Origin of the sequence: Bradyrhizobium genosp. P, assembly GCF_049949265.1 — a bacterium.
Lineage (GTDB): Bacteria > Pseudomonadota > Alphaproteobacteria > Rhizobiales > Xanthobacteraceae > Bradyrhizobium.
This window is the reverse complement of sequence record NZ_CP188195.1, coordinates 5,762,743-5,783,178: the sequence shown is the minus strand read 5'-3', so window position 1 is coordinate 5,783,178 and position 20,436 is coordinate 5,762,743. Positions and strand designations below refer to the sequence as shown.

The 20,436-nt window shown below is 63.5% G+C and carries 14 protein-coding genes, 1 tRNA gene and 5 pseudogenes; 15 read left to right on the top strand and 5 right to left on the bottom strand.

Annotated features, from left to right (window positions below; translation table 11 throughout):
* Positions 1 to 50: 50 nt before the first annotated feature.
* Both ACP2YO_RS28060 and ACP2YO_RS28055 read right to left on the bottom strand, forming a co-directional pair.
* Positions 51 to 1,745, bottom strand: a complete 1,695-nt coding sequence (locus ACP2YO_RS28060) for an ATP-binding protein (RefSeq protein WP_426443329.1) — start codon at positions 1,743 to 1,745, stop codon at positions 51 to 53.
* 166 nt (positions 1,746 to 1,911) lie between these two features.
* Positions 1,912 to 2,091 (bottom strand): hypothetical protein, encoded by a 180-nt coding sequence (locus ACP2YO_RS28055; RefSeq protein ID WP_426434389.1) that lies wholly within the window; start codon positions 2,089 to 2,091, stop codon positions 1,912 to 1,914.
* A 262-nt stretch (positions 2,092 to 2,353) separates the two neighbouring features.
* Between ACP2YO_RS28055 and ACP2YO_RS28050 the strand changes: the two are divergent.
* The 8 genes and pseudogenes from ACP2YO_RS28050 to ggt form a co-directional block, all read left to right on the top strand.
* Positions 2,354 to 4,090: pseudogene (locus ACP2YO_RS28050) on the top strand (putative bifunctional diguanylate cyclase/phosphodiesterase); the annotation flags it as partial.
* A 96-nt stretch (positions 4,091 to 4,186) separates the two neighbouring features.
* The gene (locus ACP2YO_RS28045) at positions 4,187 to 4,372 is read left to right on the top strand and encodes a hypothetical protein (RefSeq protein WP_426434388.1); all 186 of its coding nucleotides are present in this window, start codon (positions 4,187 to 4,189) and stop codon (positions 4,370 to 4,372) included.
* A 159-nt stretch (positions 4,373 to 4,531) separates the two neighbouring features.
* Positions 4,532 to 5,488 carry a catechol 2,3-dioxygenase gene (locus tag ACP2YO_RS28040; RefSeq protein WP_426434387.1) on the top strand — a complete coding sequence of 319 codons (957 nt, stop codon included), beginning with the start codon at positions 4,532 to 4,534 and terminating at the stop codon, positions 5,486 to 5,488.
* 126 nt (positions 5,489 to 5,614) lie between these two features.
* Positions 5,615 to 6,892 carry a sulfite dehydrogenase gene (soxC, locus tag ACP2YO_RS28035; protein ID WP_426434386.1) on the top strand — a complete coding sequence of 426 codons (1,278 nt, stop codon included), beginning with the start codon at positions 5,615 to 5,617 and terminating at the stop codon, positions 6,890 to 6,892.
* Entirely contained in the window at positions 6,879 to 7,424 is a 546-nt protein-coding gene (locus ACP2YO_RS28030) for a c-type cytochrome (RefSeq protein ID WP_426434385.1), read from the top strand. Before soxC ends, ACP2YO_RS28030 begins: the two co-directional genes overlap by 14 nt.
* 167 nt (positions 7,425 to 7,591) lie before the next feature.
* Positions 7,592 to 7,897, top strand: a complete 306-nt coding sequence (locus tag ACP2YO_RS28025) for a BA14K family protein (RefSeq protein ID WP_426434384.1) — start codon at positions 7,592 to 7,594, stop codon at positions 7,895 to 7,897.
* A 69-nt stretch (positions 7,898 to 7,966) separates the two neighbouring features.
* Positions 7,967 to 8,424: pseudogene (locus ACP2YO_RS28020) on the top strand (ATP-binding cassette domain-containing protein); the annotation flags it as partial.
* A gap of 239 nt (positions 8,425 to 8,663) precedes the next feature.
* Positions 8,664 to 10,158 (top strand): annotated as a pseudogene (gene ggt / locus ACP2YO_RS28015) (gamma-glutamyltransferase).
* Positions 10,159 to 10,190: 32 nt separating this feature from the next.
* Here ggt and ACP2YO_RS28010 read toward each other — a convergent pair.
* Positions 10,191 to 10,619, bottom strand: a complete 429-nt coding sequence (locus ACP2YO_RS28010) for a hypothetical protein (RefSeq protein WP_426434383.1) — start codon at positions 10,617 to 10,619, stop codon at positions 10,191 to 10,193.
* A gap of 324 nt (positions 10,620 to 10,943) precedes the next feature.
* On the opposite strand from ACP2YO_RS28010, the gene ACP2YO_RS28005 reads away from it, so the two are divergent.
* Positions 10,944 to 13,436 (top strand): penicillin-binding protein 1A, encoded by a 2,493-nt coding sequence (locus tag ACP2YO_RS28005; RefSeq protein WP_426434382.1) that lies wholly within the window; start codon positions 10,944 to 10,946, stop codon positions 13,434 to 13,436.
* Between the two features lie 30 nt (positions 13,437 to 13,466).
* Here the strand turns inward: ACP2YO_RS28005 and ACP2YO_RS28000 are convergent.
* A pseudogene (locus tag ACP2YO_RS28000) lies at positions 13,467 to 13,916 on the bottom strand (MFS transporter); the annotation flags it as partial.
* A 361-nt stretch (positions 13,917 to 14,277) separates the two neighbouring features.
* Here ACP2YO_RS28000 and ACP2YO_RS27995 point away from each other — a divergent pair.
* From ACP2YO_RS27995 to cyoD, 6 genes and pseudogenes are all read left to right on the top strand, one after another.
* Positions 14,278 to 14,754 (top strand): DUF2231 domain-containing protein, encoded by a 477-nt coding sequence (locus ACP2YO_RS27995; RefSeq protein WP_426434381.1) that lies wholly within the window; start codon positions 14,278 to 14,280, stop codon positions 14,752 to 14,754.
* A gap of 26 nt (positions 14,755 to 14,780) precedes the next feature.
* Positions 14,781 to 16,101 (top strand): annotated as a pseudogene (locus tag ACP2YO_RS27990) (PQQ-dependent sugar dehydrogenase).
* A gap of 190 nt (positions 16,102 to 16,291) precedes the next feature.
* The gene (gene cyoA, locus ACP2YO_RS27985) at positions 16,292 to 17,113 is read left to right on the top strand and encodes a ubiquinol oxidase subunit II (protein WP_426434380.1); all 822 of its coding nucleotides are present in this window, start codon (positions 16,292 to 16,294) and stop codon (positions 17,111 to 17,113) included.
* A complete protein-coding gene (cyoB, locus tag ACP2YO_RS27980; RefSeq protein WP_426434379.1) occupies positions 17,113 to 19,107 on the top strand; it encodes a cytochrome o ubiquinol oxidase subunit I in 1,995 nt (664 codons plus the stop codon). Before cyoA ends, cyoB begins: the two co-directional genes overlap by 1 nt.
* Positions 19,107 to 19,745, top strand: coding sequence for a cytochrome o ubiquinol oxidase subunit III (cyoC, locus tag ACP2YO_RS27975; protein ID WP_426434378.1), 639 nt, complete (start codon positions 19,107 to 19,109; stop codon positions 19,743 to 19,745). The genes cyoB and cyoC overlap by 1 nt, the downstream gene beginning before the upstream one ends.
* Positions 19,745 to 20,134 (top strand): cytochrome o ubiquinol oxidase subunit IV, encoded by a 390-nt coding sequence (gene cyoD, locus ACP2YO_RS27970; protein WP_426434377.1) that lies wholly within the window; start codon positions 19,745 to 19,747, stop codon positions 20,132 to 20,134. Before cyoC ends, cyoD begins: the two co-directional genes overlap by 1 nt.
* Before the next feature lie 101 nt (positions 20,135 to 20,235).
* Here cyoD and ACP2YO_RS27965 read toward each other — a convergent pair.
* Positions 20,236 to 20,309 (bottom strand) — tRNA-Gln (locus ACP2YO_RS27965).
* Positions 20,310 to 20,436 lie beyond the last annotated feature (127 nt).

Below are 20,436 nucleotides of genomic sequence, written 5' to 3'. Positions count from 1 at the left end.
TCGGGCGAAACCATAGTCGATGGCAGATTCGGCGCAAGCCGCGTCGGCGCCTAGCGCAGCGGCTTCTTCAGCAGCGAGAAGCGATCCGGATCGAGCCCCAATGAGGGCTGCAGCATCGGAGCTTCCACGGGCGCCATCGGGCGCGGCGGCGCGCGGTCGTTGATGCCGACGTCGTTGGCTGTTGCGCTGTCGCGATGCGAGGTCGCGCCGCGCCAGCGTTCCAGCACGGCACTGACGAAGTGCATGTCATGGCCGGCGGTGACCGACGGCACCGTGGCAATGGTGGCTTCGCCGCGCGGCAATTGATGCGGCGGCACCTCCTTGAAGCGCAGCCGCGTCGGCAGCGCCACGCCTTCGCCGAACGCCAAGACCTCGCGGGTGCCGAGCGAGGGCACGAAGGACAGCAGATTGGCGGCGGCGTCCGAGACCGCGGAGCGCAGCAACGCCTGGTCGCGGTCGTTGGCAAGGCGCATCGTGAACAGCGTGTTGCACTGGGAGATGATGGTCGCGTCGAGCTCGGCCGGACGCTGGGTGATGAGGCCGAGATAGACGCCGTATTTGCGGCCTTCCTTGGCGATCCGCGACACCGCCTTGCGGGTCGGCCCGAACCCGATGTTGCGGTCGGCGGAAGCGTAGCGGTGCGCTTCCTCGCAGACGAACAGCATCGGCGAGACGCCGTCGCTCCACAGCCCGAAATCGAACGCCATGCGGCACAGCACCGACACCACGGAGTCGACAACCTCGGCGGGGAAGCCGGCGAGCTGCATGATGGTCATCGGCTTGCCGTTGGCGGGCAGGCGGAACAGGTAACTGATCACTTCCGCCATGGTGTCGCCGCCGACATTGGCGTTGTCGAACATGAAGGCGTAGCGCGGATCGTTGCGTACCGCATCGATGCGCGAGATCAGCTTGTGATAAATGATGCGCGAGGACCGGTTCTCCAGCTTGCCCATGCGCTCGTCGATCAGCGAGATCAGGTCGACGAGGCGGTAGGGCACCGGCGTATCGACGGTGTAGCCGACCTGCCTCGGATCGACGCGCTTCAGCCCGAGGCCGACCCGGTCGGAGTTCTGGTACTGGGTATAGAGGCCCTTCGCGATCGGAATCACTTCGGCGAGAATGTCGAGCTCTTCGGGTACGCCGGGGCGGCCGCCGAACAGTACGTCGACGATCTCTTCGAAGTTGAACAGCCAGAACGGCAGCTTCAGGTTCCGCGGGTTGAGCACCTGCGCGCGATCGCCGAAGCAGCGGCCGTATTCATTGTGCACGTCGAGCAGGAAGATGCGCAGGCTCGGCCGCGACTTCAGGATCTCGTTGAGCAGCAGCGACACGCCGGTCGATTTGCCGACGCCGGTCGAGCCGAGCACCGCGAAGTGCTTGGAGAGCATTTCCTCGACGTCGACATAGGCGACGATCGAGCGGTCCTGCTGCAGCGTGCCGACATTGATCTGGTCCGAGCCGCTCGGCGCGTACACCGTGCGCAGCTCCTGACTGGTGATCAGCTCGACGCCGTCGCCGATGGTCGGATAGTTGGTGACGCCGCGCTGAAACTTCGGCCGCTCGCCGCCGAGGATTTCGCCGAGCAGGTCAACCGAGGCGGTTGCGATGTAGGTGTCGGATTCGTGCAGGTCCTCGCACGACACTTCGGTGATCATGGCAACGATGACCGAGGTTGTGCAGCGGATGCTGACGAACCGGCCGACGGTCGCACGCACCTCCGAGAGCGGCGTCTGGCCGGCGGCCATCAGGCCGACCCGGGCCTGCGAGCCGCGCACAGAGATCACACGTCCGAAGGATGTCACGGTTGCGGCCTGGCTGTTCTGAGAAATTCCAGACTAATATGATGCGGCGGGGCTGGAAAAAGCGTTAAGTCGTTGCGGTTCCGGATCGGCTAAATCTGCACCTTCCGGGTCAGGGTTTCTTGGTCATGGGCGGCAGCACCGCCGACTGCTGCGCTTCGGCGGCGAAATCGTGGCTTTCCGGCGCGAACGGCAACTGATTTGACGATTCTCCCGTTAACGCGGAATTCACCATGTCCAAGGAGAGCACTGCCCGATCGTTAATCAACGGATGCCCGATGCGATTTACCACACGTTATCCTGTGGTATCTTGTAACCGATTGCTAACCGCGAGTTGTAACGCCCTTTCCATTTGTGCTGGGTAACGATGCCGCGCTCGGGGAGAGATCAGCGTGAGCGTAAGCATCGAAGACCGCAATCCATCGCCAGAGAATACCGATACCGGCTCGACCAAGGGGCTTGCCTTCTGCGCAGGCATGTTGGTCGGTAGCCTGCTCGGAAGCGCGACCGCGGGCTGGAGCGTGCGCGAAGGGCTGTTGATGGCGGCCGTCGTGATCCTGGCCGTCATTGTCTTCCTGGTGCTGAAGCGGCATCAGGTCTCGGACGAGCGGCTCGCGATCGAGCGCCGTAATCTCTCGACCGCCGTGAACAACATTCCGCAGGGACTCGTTCTCTACGACGCGTCGGCGCGCATCATCATCTGCAACCAGCCCTACATCGACATGTTCGGCCTCTCGTCCGACGTGGCCAAACCGGGCTGTACCATGCAGCGGCTGATTGAGCACCGCCAGGAGACCGGCTCGTTCGACGGCGATGTCGACGAGTTCTGCAATGCCATCATCCGCAATGTGGAGCTTGGCAAGGGAACGCGCCAGCTGACACAGGCGCCGGGTGGGCGTGCCATCGAGATCGTCAACAAGCCGTTGCCACAGGGTGGATGGGTGGCGACGATCGAGGACATCACCGCGCGCACCCGCGCCGAAGAGAAGATCGCCCATATGGCGCATTACGATGCGTTGACCGATCTGCCGAACCGCGTGCTGTTCCGCGAACGGCTGGAGCTGGCGCTGAAGGCTATCCAGCCAGGCGAGCAACTGGCCGTCATGTATGTCGACATCGACGAATTCAAGGGCGTCAACGATGCGCTCGGTCATCCGGTTGGCGATGCGCTGCTCAAGGCGATCGCCGATCGCCTGCGCTCCTGCCTCACGGATGCCGATGTCGCGGCACGGCTCGGCGGCGACGAGTTTGCCGTGATTCAGACCCCGATCCGCAGTCACACCGAAACCATGCAGCTGCTTGCCGCGATCTATCAGGCCATCCGCCAGCCGATCGATTGCAACGGACATCTGATCACCACCGATGCAAGCATCGGCATCGCGCTCGCACCCGGCGACGGTCTCGACATCGATCAATTGCTGCGCAACGCCGACCTCGCGCTTTACGGGGCAAAGAGCGACGGCCGCCGCACCTACCGGTTCTTCGAGACCGGCATGGACGCGCGCGCCATGGCGCGCCGCAGCCTGGAGCTCGATTTGCGTCAGGCGATCGCCGACGGCGGCTTCGAGCTTCACTATCAACCCCTGCTGCATCTTGAGGACGGCAGGGTCAGCTGTTGCGAAGCGCTGCTGCGCTGGCGCCATCCGGAACGCGGCACCATCTCGCCCGCGGATTTCATTCCCGTGGCGGAGGATACCGGCCTGATCAACGATCTCGGCCACTGGGTGCTCAATACCGCCTGCCAGGAAGCGGTGAACTGGCCGGATCACATCAGTGTCGCGGTCAACGTGTCCCCGATCCAGTTCAAGAGCGAGACGCTGGCGCTGCACGTCGCCGCTGCACTCGCGGCGTCGGGGCTTCCGGCCTCGCGGCTCGAGCTCGAGATCACCGAGGCGGTACTGATCCGCGACGACGAGGCCGCGCTCGATGTCCTGCATCAGTTGCGAGATCTCGGGGTTCGCATCGCGCTCGACGATTTCGGCACCGGCTACTCCTCGCTGAGCTATCTGCAGCGCTTTCCGTTCGACAAGATCAAGATCGATCGCGCCTTCATCAAGGATCTCGCCGTCACGGGCGCGTCGTCCACGATCGTCCAGGCTGTCGTGAACATCGCGGCGGCCAGCGATATGACCACCACCGCCGAGGGCGTCGAGACCGAGCAGCAACGCAACCTGCTGCGCATTCTCGGCTGCACCGAAATGCAGGGCTATCTGTTCAGCCGGCCGGTCCCGGCAGTCGAGATCCGGAAGCTGTTGTCGTCGCACTGCGAGAAAGCCGCCTCGGTCGCCTGACGGCCGGCTGCGGCCGCTCCTGCTAATGTGATATTGGCCACGGAATATGGTGCGACGGCCCGCCATCTTGTATCCGCGCAACAAGAGGGCTCCGCCATGTACTATCTCGTCAACGCGCTTCTCGTTCTTGCGATGACGTTCTTCTTCGTGCTGCCGATGACCGACCGTCGGACGGCGCGGATGAAGCTCTGGGTGGTATGCGCGCTCGCCGTCGCGCTGACGATATCGGCGACCGCGTTCCGGCCATACGCGCCGGTGCCCATCATGATGTCGCGAGGCTGAGCGCGGGTCCCACTCCTTCAGCGTCCGGTGCCAACCCAATAATTTGTTGACGGGACCTAATCTCTTGTACAGTAGTACAAATAGACACGTGACGCGTCTGCTCGCCTGAACGATGGCTTGCCACGTCCGTTTGGTGTCGCCGCGGCAGGAGATTGCCCCATGCAGCCGGAACCGATCTTCGATCTCGCCCATCTCGGTCATATGGAGCTGCTGACGCCGAAGCCGGACGAGAGCCTGGCATTCTTCGTCGACGTCATGGGCATGACGGTCAGCGGTCGCAAGGACGAGTCGGTCTATCTGCGCGGCTGGGATGACTATGAGCGCTATTCGCTCAAGCTCACGGCCGCGAAGACATCGGGGATGGAGCATATGGCGCTGCGTGCCCGCAGCCAGCAGGCGCTGGAGCGCCGCGTTGCGGCGCTGAAGGGCTCTGGCTTCGATATCGGGTGGGTAGACGGCGACATGGGGCAGGGGCCGGCGTTTCGCTGCCGCGATCCCGACGGCCATGTCGTCGAGCTTTATTACGAGACCGAGTGGTACCAGGCGCCGCCCGAACTCAAGCCGGCGCTGAAGAACCAGGCGCAGCGCTTTCCGGCGCGCGGCGTCAACGTCCGCCGGCTCGACCATCTCAACTGCCTCGCGGTCGATATCAAGGCCAACCGTCTGTTCTTCGAAAACTATCTCGGCTGCCGAACCACCGAGCAGATCGTATTGAATGACGGTACCGAAGCGGCGATGTGGATGACGATGTCGAACAAGAGCTACGACTTCGCCTATACGCGCGACCATTACGGCAAGACGGGCCGCTTCCACCACGTCACCTATGCGCTCGACAGCCGCGAGGAGATCCTGCGCGCCGCCGATATCTTTCTGGAGAACGGCGTGCATATCGAGACCGGGCCGCACAAGCACGCGATCCAGCAGACATTCTTCCTCTATGTCTACGAGCCCGGCGGTAACCGCGTCGAGGTCGCCAATGCCGGCGCGCGCCTGATCCTCGCGCCGGACTGGAAGCCGATCGTGTGGACCGAGGAGGAGCGCAAGAAGGGACAGGCGTGGGGGTTGAAGACGATCGAGTCGTTCCACACCCATGGCACGCCGCCGGTGACGGGCTAAGCCGCCACGCCGGAAGATACCAACCATCGCGGGCAGTTGATGGACGGCCTTGCGTTGGATCATTGCACGGCCTCGGGCGTTTGGTGTTAGTTGCACCGACGACACGAACGTCAGAGGAAAACGTCGATGAGCGAACAGACGACGGACAAGCGCGTGCGAGAGGCGTCTCGCAGGCATTTCCTTCAGGCGGGTGCGGCTTTGGCAAGCGGTTCTGCGATGGCAGGTCTCGCTGGCACAAACGCACTTGCCGAGTCCGAGAGCAATCTTCCACCCAATGTGCCCGAATGGATGAAGGCACCCGGCGATCCGATGGGCAGCCAGCCTTACGGCACGCCGTCGATCCATGAGAAAGCCGTCGTCAAGAATATCTCGAAGACGCTGCCGCAATACATCTCGGCCGCGAGCCGTTCGCCGCTGCAGGACCTCGACGGCATCATTACGCCGAACGGGCTGTTCTACGAGCGTCACCATGGCGGCGTGCCGACCATCGATCCGGCCGAGCACCGGTTGATGCTGCACGGCATGGTCGACCGTCCGCTGGTGTTCACGATGGACGACATCCGCCGCTTCCCGTCGCAATCGCGCATCCATTTCATCGAGTGCTCCGGCAATCCGGCCTATACCAAGCCCTATGGCAAGACGGCATCCGACCTCGTCGGCCTCGTGAGCTGCGCCGAATGGACCGGCGTGCCGCTGAAGACAGTGCTTGATGAGGCTGGCCCGCAGCCGGGAGCGAAATGGATCGTGGCCGAGGGTGCCGATGCCGCCGCGTTGACGCGCAGCATTCCGATCGAGAAGTGCCTCGACGACGCCATGCTGGTCTACAGCCAGAACGGCGAACGGTTGCGTCCGCAGCAGGGCTATCCGCTGCGGCTGCTGGTGCCCGGCTTCGAGGGCAACATGAATGTGAAATGGCTGCGCCGGCTCAAGGTCGCGGCCGAGCCAGCTTATTCGCGCGAGGAAACCTCGAAATACACCGACCCGATGCCGGACGGCACCTCGCGCGAATTCACCTTCACGATGGAAGCCAAGTCGATCATCACGCGCCCCTCGGGCGGGCAGAAGTTGACCACGCAGGGCTTTCACGAGATCACCGGGATTGCCTGGAGCGGCCACGGCAAGATCAGGCGCGTGGAGGTCTCGGTCGATGCCGGCAAAAGCTGGCAGGACGCGGCGCTCCAGGAGCCGGTGCTGACGCGCGCGTTGACGCGTTTCCGCGTGCCCTGGCATTGGGACGGGACGCCTGCGATGATCCAGAGCCGCGCCATCGACGAGACCGGATACATCCAGCCAACGCTCGCCGAACTGGTCGCGGTGCGCGGGCTCAATTCCTTCTACCACAACAACGCGATCTGGCCGTGGCGGATCGATGCGAACGGCGAGGTGAGCAATGGCCAGGCTTGACCTCAAGGCTGCGCTTGTGACCTGCGCGATCATGGCTATCGGTGTCGCCGCACAGGCGGCGGAGCGCTACGGCATCGGGCGGGCCGCGACGCCTGCGGAGATCGCCGGCTGGAACATCGACATCGGCCGCGACGGATCCAATTTGCCGCCGGGTAGCGGCAGCGTCGAGCGCGGCCGCGTCGTGTTCAGCGAGCAATGCGGGGCATGTCATGGCGACAACGGGCAGGGCGGCATCGGTGACCGCTTGGTCGGCGGGCAGGGCACGCTGGCGAGCCCGAAGCCGATCCGCACCGTCGGCAGCTACTGGCCCTATGCCTCGACGCTGTTCGACTACATCAGGCGGGCGATGCCGCAGAACGCGCCGCAGTCGCTGCGCAATGACGATGTCTACGCGGTGTCCGCCTACATCCTCAGCCTCAACGGTGTCGTTTCGGCCAGCGCCGTGCTCGATGCCAAATCGCTTGCCGCCGTCAAGATGCCGAACCGCGACGGCTTTGTCGGCGATCCGCGGCCCGATGTGCATGACCACTAGGGCCTCGCCGGGACGCCCTGTGTCGCGGCGGCAATGGGTCGCCGCGGCCACGTCGCGGCATTGTGACCATGTCTCTCTCTGCGGCCGGAATTTCCGTCTCACCCGATCGGTCCTTGATGTGAGAGGGCGGCAACGTCGTCCTGGGACCGACGCAACGGAGATGTCATATGACCGGACTCAAGATGATTGCGGCCGCAGTGCTGCTGCAAGGCGTGATGTTCACACCAGCCGTGGCCCAGATGTCGGAGCCGGCGGCATTTGACGCGCAGAATCCCGGGCGCAGCGCGATCGACGGCGGCGCCCTGACGCCATGGGGTGAACAGCAATTGGCGGCTCAGCGCCACAGCGATCCGGCCAACGCCTACGGCGCCATCGCTCCGACGATGCCGTCGGCCTGCGCACGCTACCATTCGTTCGATCCCGCGACCGGCACCTTCCTCGGCCGCGACGGCCACCGGCATGGCTGCCAGTAATCGGCCGGCGCCGCGGGATCGCGCGTGGGTAGGAGAGGCGGCGCGCCTCAACATCATCTGTCGTCCCTGCTTTCGCAGGACCTCGCGTCCGGCGAGCGCGACCGCCGCGTCGCCGCCATGCTCGACGAGGTCGGGCTTGCCGGCTTCGCGCAGCGCTGGCCGCATGAGCTGTCGGGCGGACAGCGCCAGCGCATCGCCATCGCCCGCGCGATCGTGCGGCATCCATCCTTTGTGGTGGCGGACGAGCCGGTCTCCGCGCTCGACATGACGATCCAGGCCCAGGTGCTGAAATTGTTCGAGCGGCTGCAAACGCAATACGGCTTTGCTTTTCTGTTCATCAGCCACGATCTCGCCGCCGTCGAGCAGGTCGCCGACCGCGTCGTGGTGATGCAGGGCGGCCGCATCGTGAGCAGGGCTCGCGCGACGACGTGTTCGATCATCCCCAGCATGACTACACCAGGGCCCTGCTTGCGGCGGCGCCGGTGCTGGATTTTGCAGGGCCGGAGAACGCGCGGGCGTCGGGCTGACGTGACTTCCACGGACAGGGCAATCTGACGAGGCTGTGGTGCACGAGCGCGCAGCCTGTTAGGCTTCCGCGCTCAAATCGCATTATGCGCCGCAACAATCGGCGTTGTCCGGGAGAGTTTCAATGCAAAATCCAGGGATGAGCGCGCGGTGGATCGCCGCCGCGATCGTATCTGTCGGCATCACCGCCGCTGCGCCTGGCCACGCGGCGTCGGTGGCACCGGTCGCCGCCGAGAACGGGATGGTGGTTGCGGCCCAGCATCTGGCCGCGCAGGTCGGCGTCGACGTGCTGAAGCGGGGCGGCAACGCCGTCGACGCGGCGGTCGCGGTGGGATACGCGCTCGCCGTCGCCTATCCGGCCGCCGGCAATCTCGGCGGCGGTGGCTTCATGACCATCCAGCTCGCCGACGGCCGCAAGACCTTCCTCGATTTCCGCGAAATGGCGCCGAAGGGCGCCACCGCCAACATGTATCTCGACCGCGCCGGCGCTGCAACTCGCCGAGGATGGCTTCGTGCTGGACCAGGGCGACATCGCCTTGCTGCAAACGGCAACCGATGATTTCAAGGACGATGCGGCCTCGGCCGCCATCTTCCTCAACAACGGCAAGCCGTTCCAGGTCGGTGATCGGCTGACGCAGCATGAACTCGCCGAGACCCTGCGCGAGATCTCAAAGCGGGGCACCGACGGCTTCTACAAGGGCTGGGTCGGCGCCGCCATCGTCGCTTCGAGCCAGGCCGGCAAGGGCCTGCTGACGCAGGAGGACCTCGACAATTACAAGGTCCGCGAGCTTGCGCCGGTCGAATGCGATTACCGTGGCTATCACGTGGTCTCCGCGCCGCCGCCGAGCTCGGGTGGCGTGGTCATCTGCGAGATGCTGAACATCCTGGAGGGCTATCCGCTCAAGGATCTGGGCTATCACTCCGCGCAGGCTGTGCACTACCAGATCGAGGCGATGCGTCACGCCTATGTCGACCGCAACAGCTATCTCGGCGATCCGGACTTCGTGAAGAACCCGCTCGACCGCCTGCTCGACAAGAATTACGCCGCGAAGATTCGTGCCGTGATCGATCCGGCCAAGGCCGGCGCGTCCAGGGACATCAAGCCGGGCGTTGCGCCACATGAAGGCAGCAACACCACGCATTATTCGATCGCCGACAAGGATGGCAACGCGGTGTCGGTCACCTACACGCTGAACGACTGGTTCGGCGCCAAGGTGACGGCGGCCAAGACCGGCGTCCTGCTGAACGATGAAATGGACGACTTCACTGCCAAGATCGGCGTGCCGAACCTCTATGGCCTGGTGCAGGGCGAGGCCAACGCCATCGCTCCCGGCAAGCGTCCGCTATCCTCGATGAGCCCGACCATCGTGACGAAAGATGGCAAGCCGGTCATGGTCGTCGGCACGCCCGGCGGCAGCCGCATCATCACGGCCGTGCTGCTGACGATGATCAACGCCATCGACTACGGCATGAACGCGCAGGAGGCCGTGGACATGCCGCGCTTCCACCAGCAGTGGCTCCCGGACCTGACCAATGTGGAGGACTACACATTGTCGCCCGATACCCGGAAGATCCTGGAAGGGATGGGCCACAAGTTCGGCCCACCGCAGCCGGCCAATCATCTGGCGGTCATTATCATCGGCGCGCCGTCGCTCAACGGCAAGCCGATCGGCAATAATCGCTTCTATGGGGCCAACGATCCGCGCCGCAACAGCGGACTAGCTGACGGCTACTGATCGTCATCGCGGCCGGCAGGATGGGCTTCTTATCAGGCGGCAGCCGTCGAACCGTTGTCTGCCGGACCGCCTGTGAGGAGCAGCCGTCTGCGAATGGCGTCCTCGACCTGCGCTAGCGTCCGTCTGGCCTCAAGTGACTCGGTTTCGGCCGTCTGGGCGCGAAATTCGAGTGCCGCCAACTGGTCCTGCTGGGTCTGGATGCGCTTTTGCGCCTCTTCCAGTGCCTTGGAAGCGTCTCTCAGCTTGCGCTCGGTGGTGCTGATGATGTCGAACTGCGCGCGCTCGGCGGCATCGGCCCGCATCTCGGTTGCGCGAACCCTGTCCTCGATGTTCCGGAACAAGTCCGCAGCCTGATAGACGAGGTCGAGAGCCTGCGAGCCCGCACTTGGTGCAGCCGTCCTCGGCAGTCCAAGGACGTTCTCGTCGGGTAAAAATGGTCTTCTAAAACCGCGCTGTGCCATGTGTTAGCTCGCCGCGAATAAACTATAGGTAACAAGATGCGGCCGTCATGGTTAACGGCTGGTTAAGGGTACCGTTGACCCAGTACAACCGAATGGTCTCCGGGCGCCCAGGGTGGGCGGACGTCGACGCCGCAGCCCCACGGCAGCGGCCGCGCTGATTTGGGCCCGGGTGCGAGCCGGGCTCTATGGCATAAGTTTGGCGTCCGGCCCGCTTTAATTCTCCCGCATCGAATTGCGGGCACGCGGAGCGATCGATATACGGGACCACGATGTGGCAGGCAGCGGGCTCAGAAGGAGCCGCGCGTTCGCCATGGGAACTGGTCAATGCGATTTCTGGTGCGATTTTTCGGATTCTTGTTCGCGGCAGGAACCGTCGTGTTCCTGGTCAGCGTGGCAGGTATCGCCGGGCTGCTCTGGCATTTCTCCAAGGATCTGCCCGACTACTCGCAGCTTCAGAACTACGAGCCGCCAGTGATGACCCGCGTGCATGCGGTCGACGGTTCGTTGCTCGGTGAATTCGCCAAGGAGCGCAGGCTTTATCTGCCGATCCAGGCGGTGCCGAAGCTCGTGATCAACAGCTTCCTGGCGGCCGAGGACAAGAATTTCTACGAGCACGGCGGCATCGATTATTCCGGCATGGCGCGCGCCGGCCTGGCCTACATCCAGAACTACGGTTCCAACCGCCGCCCGCAGGGCGCGTCCACCATCACCCAGCAGGTCGCCAAGAACTTCCTGCTGACCAACGAAGTGTCGTTCTCCCGCAAGATCAAGGAAGCCTTGCTGGCGATGCGGATCGAGCGGACCTATTCCAAGGACAAGATCCTCGAGCTCTATCTCAACGAAATCTATCTCGGCCTTGGCGCCTATGGCATCGCGGCGGCATCGCTGGTCTATTTCGATAAACCGGTGAACGAGCTGACGATCGCGGAAGCGGCGTATCTGGCGGCGCTGCCGAAGATGCCGGCAAGCCTGCATCCGGTGCGCAACCGGGCGCGCGCCATCGAGCGGCGCAATTATGTGATCGACCGCCTGCAGGAAAATGGCTGGATCACCGCGGCCGATGCCGACAAGGCCCGCAAGGAGCCGCTCACCGTCACCACCCGCAGCAGCGGCGCGCACACCTTCGCCGGCGAATACTTCTCCGAGGAGGTCCGCCGCGACATCTTCGAGCGCTATGGCGAGAAGAAGCTGTATGAGGGCGGCCTGTCGGTCCGCACCACGCTCGATCCGAAGATCCAGGTGATGGCGCGCAAGACCATGGTGGCGGGCCTCGTGAACTATGACGAGCAGCAGGGCTATCGCGGCGCGATTCAGAAGCTCGATGTTTCCGGCGACTGGGGCGTGCCGCTCGCTGAAATCAAGTCGCTGACGGACATCTCGCCCTGGCGCATGGCCGTGGTGCTGGAGAGCAACGATCAGTCGGCGCGGATCGGCCTCCAGCCGGGCCGCGAACTCGGCGGCGCCGTCAGCAAGCAGCGCGAGATCGGCCTCGTTCCGCTCGACGGCGTGCGATGGGCGAGGGCGGTCTCCGGACCTCAGAAGGGCAGGACGCCGTCATCGGTGGCGCAGGTGCTGCAGCCCGGCGACGTGATCTACGCCGATCCGCTCTACACCAAGGATGGCCACATCGTCGAAGGCCAGTATCGGCTGCGCCAGATTCCCGAGATTTCAGGCGCGATGGTGGCGATGGATCCGCGGACCGGCCGCGTGCTCGCGATGGTCGGCGGCTTCTCGTTCGATCAGAGTCAGTTCAACCGCGCCACCCAGGCTTACCGGCAGCCCGGTTCGACGTTCAAGCCGATCGTCTATTCCTCGGCGCTGGACAATGGCTACACCGGCTCGACGATGATGATCGACGCGCCGATCGAGATCGACCTCGGGCAGGGGGGTGGTGTCTGGCGTCCGGAGAACTTCTCCACTGGCAAATACCAGGGGCAAGTCACGCTGCGCAACGCGCTGCGGCTGTCGCTCAACACCGTCACGGTGCGGCTCGCGCAGGAGATCGGCATGCCGCTGATCGGCGAATACGCCAAGCGCTTCGGCGTCTATGACGAATTGCCGAACTACCTCTCCTACGCGTTGGGCGCCGGCGAGACCACGGTCATGCGGATGGCGACCGCGTATTCGATGATCGCTAATGGTGGCCGTCGCGTGAAGGCGACGCTGATCGACCGCATCCAGGACCGCTATGGCCACACCATCTTCAAGCACGACCAGCGCGAATGCCGCGGTTGCGACGCGCCGGAGGGATGGAAGAACCAGCCCGAGCCGCAGCTGGTCGACCGCCGCGAGCAGGTGCTCGACCCGATGACCGCCTACCAGATCACCGAATTGATGGAGGGGGTGGTGCAGGCCGGCACCGGTATCGCGCTGAAGGAGGTCGGCAAGCCGATCGCCGGCAAGACCGGCACCAGTAACGAGGCCAAGGATCTGTGGTTCTCCGGGTTCTCGCCCGATCTCGTGGTCACGCTCTATGTCGGCTACGACAAGCCGCGCTCTCTCGGCAGAAATGCGCAGGCCGGTCATACGGCGGCGCCGATCGCGCGCGACTTCATGAAGCTGGCGCTGGCCGACAAGCCGCCCGTTCCGTTCAAGATACCACCCGGCATCAGGCTGGTTCGCGTCGTGGCCAAGACCGGTGCGCGAGCCGGGCCCGGCGAGACATCAGGCGTCATCCTCGAAGCCTTCAAGCCGGGTCAGGCGCCACCAAGCAACGATCTCGTCGCAGGCACCGATGTGATCGACGGGACGCAGGCCGGGATTTCGCCGGACGCAGATCGCGCGGTGATGCGATCGGGGACGGGCGGGCTGTATTGACGCTTTGAGTCCCTACGGGGCCCGCCAAGTTCAATATTTGTCCACGACACGGCGCAGCGAAACCCAGAGCGCGACCGAGAGAACGCCCAGGAATGCGAGCTGATAGCCGACCCATTGCGCGATCCAGCCGCCAAGGGCTGGACTGAGTGAGGCGCCAATCCCCTGGATGGTGATCACAGCGCCCTGACCGAGATTGATGCGTCCCGTGCCATTGAGGGTGCGCGCCACGACACCGGGGACGGCCACGCTTTGCAGGCCCGCGCCGATGCCATCGAGAATCTGCACCGGAAATACGCCCCACCAGCCGGACAGGAAATACGCCAGCACGCCACGCACCGGCAGGGCGAGAAATGACGCGAGCAAAACCGGCCAGAAATTCCGGCGCTCGGCAGCGTGCATGCCGACGACCGACATGATCACCATAACGCCCTGGGCGACAACGATCGTGGTCGCCACAACGCCTGGACCGTCCATGAGACCAATTCTGGACTGCATGTCCGCCATGAAGAAATTCAATGCAAGCAACGCCCACAGAGGCCTCGTGATGTCGGGTTTTTTGATTCTGCGGCTGGTCATGGTCTGGCGCTCGTTCGTATCGAGCGGAACTCCCTGTGTTTTGCGAAGTGGCAAGTACGTGCAGTCGCGGGAACAAACGCCACAAGGCGGACTTGGGTCCGAACATCAGCGCGCTCGAACGGCCCATCAAACGATTGGGAGCGGCCTGCGCTCCGATCGTGACGATGTCCCGACATCGTCCTCACGTGTTCGTTCCTGCTTGCTCGCTGCGCCTTAGGAACCTCGCTATAGGCGGGCCGTTGACGGCTCGTCTTGGAGGTTCTGAATGCAAGAGACCACGTCAGCAGCGGCCACCCGTCTGCCAAATCCGCATTCGACGGCGCGGATCGCGCTGCATCCCATCCATGCGATGCTGGTGCCATTTCCGATCGTGTGTTTCGTCGGCGCGCTTCTCACCGACATCGCCTATTGGCGGACCGCCGAGATGATGTGGGCCGATTTTTCCGCGTGGCTGTTGTTTGCCGGCCTGATCATGGGCGGGCTTGCGGCCCTTGCCGGCCTGATCGATCTGCTTGGTAGCCGCGGCGTCCGCAGGTTGGCGCCGGCCTGGTACCACATGATCGGGAATGTGGTGGTTCTGCTGCTCGCCTTGTTCAATTCGTTCGTTCACAGCCGCGACGCCTGGACCTCGGTCGTTCCCACGGGATTGGTGCTCTCCGCGCTCACCGTGCTCGTGATGCTGTTCACGGGATGGCTCGGTGGGGAAATGGTCTATCGCCATCGGGTGGGAGTTGCGGATTGATGCCTGCGATCACCGGTTTCATCGAGATGCGTCATGTTCGGCTTGCGGCCGGTGTGTTGGCCGTGTTGTGCTTGGCGGGGTGCGACGAGACGGCGCCCGATCCGACAACCCAGATAGGTGCTCATCCCGATCTGCCGGCGCAGCAGCAATATTTGATTCCGCCGATGCATATCGCGGCGGTCGTGGGATGGCAGCAGGGCGAGAAGCCGACGGTGCCTGACGGCCTTCAGGTCAATGCGCTGGCTACCGGTCTGCAGCATCCGCGCTCTCTCTACGTGCTTCCCAACGGGGACGTCCTCGTCGTCGAGTTCGAAGGCGCCGGGTACCGAGCCGATCAAGCGGCCCAAGGACTTCATCATGAAATGGGTGGAGTCATGGGCGACGTCGGGCGGCGATACCGGAGAAAGCAATCGGATCACGCTGCTGCGCGACGCTAATGGTGATGGCAAGCCGGAGGTGCAGAGTGTGTTCCTCGATCATCTCAAGTCGCCATTCGGCGTCGCGTTGGTCGGCGAGGACCTGTACGTTGCGAATACCGATGCGATCGTTCGCTATTCCTATCACACCGGGGATACCAAGATCACATCACCCGGACAGACCTTGACGCCGCTGCCGGGCGGACCGATCGATCATCACTGGACCAAGAGCCTGGTCGCCAGCCCGGACGGCTCGCTGCTGTATGTCGGCGTGGGATCGAACAGCAACATCACCGAGAACGGCATCGAGGCCGAAAAGAATCGCGCGGCGATCTGGGAAGTCGACCGTGCAACCGGCCGATCGCGGATCTTCGCAAGCGGACTGCGCAATCCGAACGGGCTGACCTTCGAGCCGCAAAGCCATGCGCTATGGGCGGTCGTGAACGAGCGCGATGAGATCGGCCCCAATCTCGTTCCGGACTACATGACGTCGGTCAAGGACGGCTCGTTCTACGGCTGGCCTTACAGCTATTACGGCCAGAACGTCGACCCGCGGGTGCAGCCTCAGCGTCCCGATCTGGTGGCGAAGGCGATCGCGCCGGACTACGCGCTCAGTTCGCACGTCGCGCCGCTGGGCCTCGCGTTCACCAGTGGCGATGCTGCGCTGCCGGCGTCTTATCGCGGCGGCGCATTCGTTGGCGAACATGGAAGCTGGGATCGGCCGCAGCTCAACGGTTACAAGGTCGTGTTCGTACCGTTCGCCGACGGGCATCCAAATGGCACCGCGCAGGATGTCGTGACCGGATTCCTGAGCAAGGACGAGAAGTCGCGCGGCCGTCCGGTCGGATTGGCGATCGACAAATCGGGCGGGCTTCTGATCGCCGACGATGTCGGCAACACAGTCTGGCGCGTCACTGCGACAAGCCGGTGAACGAAAGACCGATGGTGGCCGTGGCCGGAACGGCGGTGTCGTTGTTTGTTGCGCGAGTAGGATCGAATTGAAAATTTGAAGTAAAGCGGTTCGGCTTCCCGATCCGCCAAAATGACTTGCGTCTGCCTTGAGAACCGCTAGGTTTCGATCACGTCACGGTCGACGCGGTTTCAGATGGCATCATCTCGCGATGAACATTCTTGATCCCCAAGGACCTATCGGCGCGGCGGAACGGACGATCCTGGTGGATTCCGTCGCCATCATGCTTGCGATCGTGCTGCCTACGATCGCAGCCATCCTCGGTTTCGCCTGGTGGTATCGCTCCTCCAACCAGCGCGCGCAGTACCTGCCGGATTGGGAGTATTCCGGCCGGCTCGAATTGGTGGTCTGGGCGATCCCCGCGCTCACCATCATCCTGCTCGGCGGTGTCGCCTGGATCGGGGCGCATGAGCTGGATCCGGGCCGCCCGGTGGAGGGGACAGGGCCGCCGCTCAGGATCCAGGTGGTCTCGCTCGATTGGAAATGGCTGTTCATCTATCCCGATCAGCGGGTTGCCAGCCTCAATGCGCTGACGGTGCCGGTCGGGTCTCCGCTACAATTTGAATTGACGTCGTCGAGCGTCATGAACGCGTTCTTCATCCCGCAGTTCGGCAGCATGATCTACACCATGAACGGGATGGTGACGCGTCTGCACCTTCGTGCGGATAATGAGGGCACCTATCAGGGGTTGTCTTCGCATTTCAGCGGCGACGGCTTTCCCGGCATGATGTTCGACGTCCACGTGGTGCCGCAGCTGTCGTTCACGAACTGGGTCGGGAAGGCGGCCGGCAGCGGCCAGGCCCTCAACGCCGAGAGCTACAACAAGCTGGCGCGGCAATCGACCGGCGACGGACAGATTACCTACCGGCTGGATGATCCCTTGCTGTTCCAGGCGGTGGCCACCCAGCATATTCCGCCTGCGCCCGGTCCGTCACTGGACCAGCAGGCCGAAGTCTCACCACGGAGCCACTGATGTTCGGCAAGCTGAGCTGGTCGGCCATCCCGATCGACCAGCCGATACCGTTGGCCACCGGCGCAGTGGTGCTGGTGGTGATCCTGGCCGTGCTGCTCTGGGTCGTGGTGAGGGGCCACCTGCCATATCTCTGGCGGGAGTGGATCACCAGCGTCGATCACAAGCGGATCGGCGTGATGTACACGCTGCTTGCCTCGGTCATGCTGCTGCGCGGCTTTGCCGATGCGTTGATGATGCGGGGGCAGCAGGCGGTGGCGTTGCACTCGCAGGGCTATCTGCCGCCCGAGCATTACAATCAGATCTTCTCGGCGCATGGCACGATCATGATCTTCTTCGTCGCCATGCCGTTCGTGATCGGGCTGATGAACCTCGTCGTGCCGTTGCAGCTCGGCGTCCGCGATGTCGCGTTTCCGACCCTCAATTCGGTCGGCTTCTGGCTGACCGCGACCGGCGCGCTGCTGGTCAATCTCTCGCTCGTGATCGGCGAGTTCGCGCGGACCGGATGGCTGCCCTATCCGCCATTGTCGGAGATGACCTATTCGCCGGGCGTCGGCGTCGACTATTATCTCTGGTCGCTGGAAATCTCCGGCGTTGGAACGCTGGTGGCCGGCATCAACCTTGTCACCACGGTGCTGAAGCTGCGCACCAGGGGCATGAACTATCTGCGCATGCCGATGTTCTGCTGGACGACGCTGGCCTCGAACCTGCTGATCGTCGCGGCGTTTCCGATCCTGACTGCGACGTTGGCGATGCTGATCCTCGACCGTTACCTCGGCTTCCATTTCTTCACCAATGAAGGCGGCGGCAATGTCATGATGTTCATGAACCTGATCTGGGCATGGGGACATCCCGAGGTTTACATCCTCGTGCTGCCGGCATTCGGGATTTTCTCCGAGGTCGTGTCGACGTTTTCCGGCAAGGCGCTGTTCGGTTACCGGTCGATGGTGCTGGCGACCATGGCGATCTGCGTCATCTCGTTCATGGTGTGGCTGCACCATTTCTTCACGATGGGCGCCGGGCCGAACGTCAACGCGATCTTCGGCATCGCCAGCATGATCATCGCGGTTCCGACCGGTGTGAAGATCTATAATTGGCTGTTCACCATGTATGGGGGGCGCGTCCGCTTCACGTCACCGATGCTGTGGTCGATCGGCTTCATGGTCACCTTCCTGCTCGGCGGTCTCACCGGCGTTCTGGTTGCGGTGCCGCCGGCCGACTTCCTGCTGCACAACAGCCTGTTCCTGGTGGCGCATTTCCACAACGTAATCATCGGCGGCGTGCTGTTCGGCGCGTTCGCCGGCTACACCTACTGGTTTCCGAAGGCGTTCGGCTTTCGCCTGCACGAGGGCCTCGGCAAGGCTGCGTTCTGGTGCTGGCTTATCGGATTCTACGTGGCGTTCATGCCGCTCTACGTCGTTGGCCTGCTCGGCATGACGCGCCGCATGCAGCACTACGACGTGCCGGAATGGCGTCCATGGCTGCTGCTCGCGTCGGTCGGTGCCCTCATCATTCTCGCCGGGATCGGGTTCCAGATCGCGCAGCTCGTGGTCAGCATTCGCCATCGCGATGAATTGCGCGACCGCACCGGCGATCCCTGGGATGGAAGATCGCTTGAATGGGCAACCGCGTCGCCGCCGCCGGTGTTCAATTTTGCCGTCACGCCCGACGTCGGCGGGTCGGACGCCTATTGGTCGATGAAGGAGCGGGCAAGGCGCCAGGGTATGAGCGACAACAGTCCGGATTACAAAGACATCGAGATGCCGCGGAACTCGCCGACCGGATTTATCTGTGCGTTTTTCGCGACCGTGATGGGGTTCGCGCTGATCTGGCACATCTGGTGGATGGTCGTGGCCGGGATGCTAGGCGCCTTCGCGACCTTCGTCGCCTTTGCCTGGCGCGACCACGATGAGTACGTCATCGCGGCTGATGATGTGGCGCGGATCGACCAGGCCAATCTCGCAGAGCGGCGCGCCTTGATAAGTGGAGCAGCGTGATGGCGACAGCGGCAATTGCAAGCGCCGATCCGCATCAGTTGCGTGGCCTGGACGCCGCGGCGGAGCATGCCGGGCCTGCGCCGAAGCGGATCGTCACCGCCTACGGCTTCTGGATCTTCCTGCTCAGCGACATCGTGATGTTCTCCTGCTTCTTTGCGGCCTATGCGGTTCTGTCGGGGCAGACCGATGGCGGGCCGAAGGGATCCGAGCTGTTCGATCTTCGCTCGGTCGCGGCCGAGACCGGATTCCTGCTGCTGTCGAGCTTCACCTGCGGAATGGCCAGCATCGCCGCCGATGAGCGCGAGACGACGCTGTTCCAGCTGGCCATGGCGCTGACCTGCGCGCTGGGCCTGGCGTTCCTCACACTCGAGTTTCGGGAATTCGCGAGCCTGGTTGCCCGCGGCGCCGGACCGTCGCGCAGCGCTTTCCTCTCGTCCTTCTTTACCCTCGTCGGATGTCACGGCCTGCATGTGTCGGCGGGTATACTGTGGCTGCTGACGATGATGGCGCAGGTCACGGCCAAGGGGTTTCGGGCCGATATCCAGCGTCGCATCGTATGTTTCGCGCTGTTCTGGCACGCACTCGACATCATCTGGGTGGCGGTGTTCTCGGTGGTCTACCTGCTCGGAGCCGGTTAATGAGCGATCAGTCCCTGGAATCTCACACGAGCGACGTCGCGCCGGGCGATGAAGGCGAAGGCCACGTCCGGACCCGGATCCTCGGTTACGTTGTGGGCCTCGGCCTTGCGATCCTGCTGACTGCAACGTCGTTCTTCATCGCCGGCACCGATCTGGTGTGGCAGCCCAGCATCCCCGTCGCGATCATCGTGCTTGCGATCGCCCAGATGGGCGTGCACCTGGTGTTCTTCCTGCACATCACGACAGGACCCGACAACACCAACAACGTGATGGCGCTGGCCTTCGGTGTCCTGATCGTCATCCTCGTGATCGGCGGCTCGCTCTGGATCATGGCCAATCTGAATGCGAACATGATGCCGATGGATCAGATCATGCAGATGCAGCGGTAACGGACAGGTGGTTGGCGAGAGCCGATGTCGCCGCCACCCGCCGTCAAGCGGTCTGCGGCGTAAGCCGGTGCGGATGAGGTGGTTGGCGTGATCACCAAAGCTGGCTGGGGAACCTGGATTCGAACCAAGACAAACAGAGTCAGAGTCTGTTGTGCTACCGTTACACCATTCCCCAAAAATTGCTCAACGGCATCAGCAGCTTAGATAGATGACCGGGCAACCTTTGCGGCGAGGGCGGCTGCAAATCAGCGCCTCGCGCGAGTGGGGTCCTTCTACTCGCTCGGTCCGGGACTTGGCAAGCA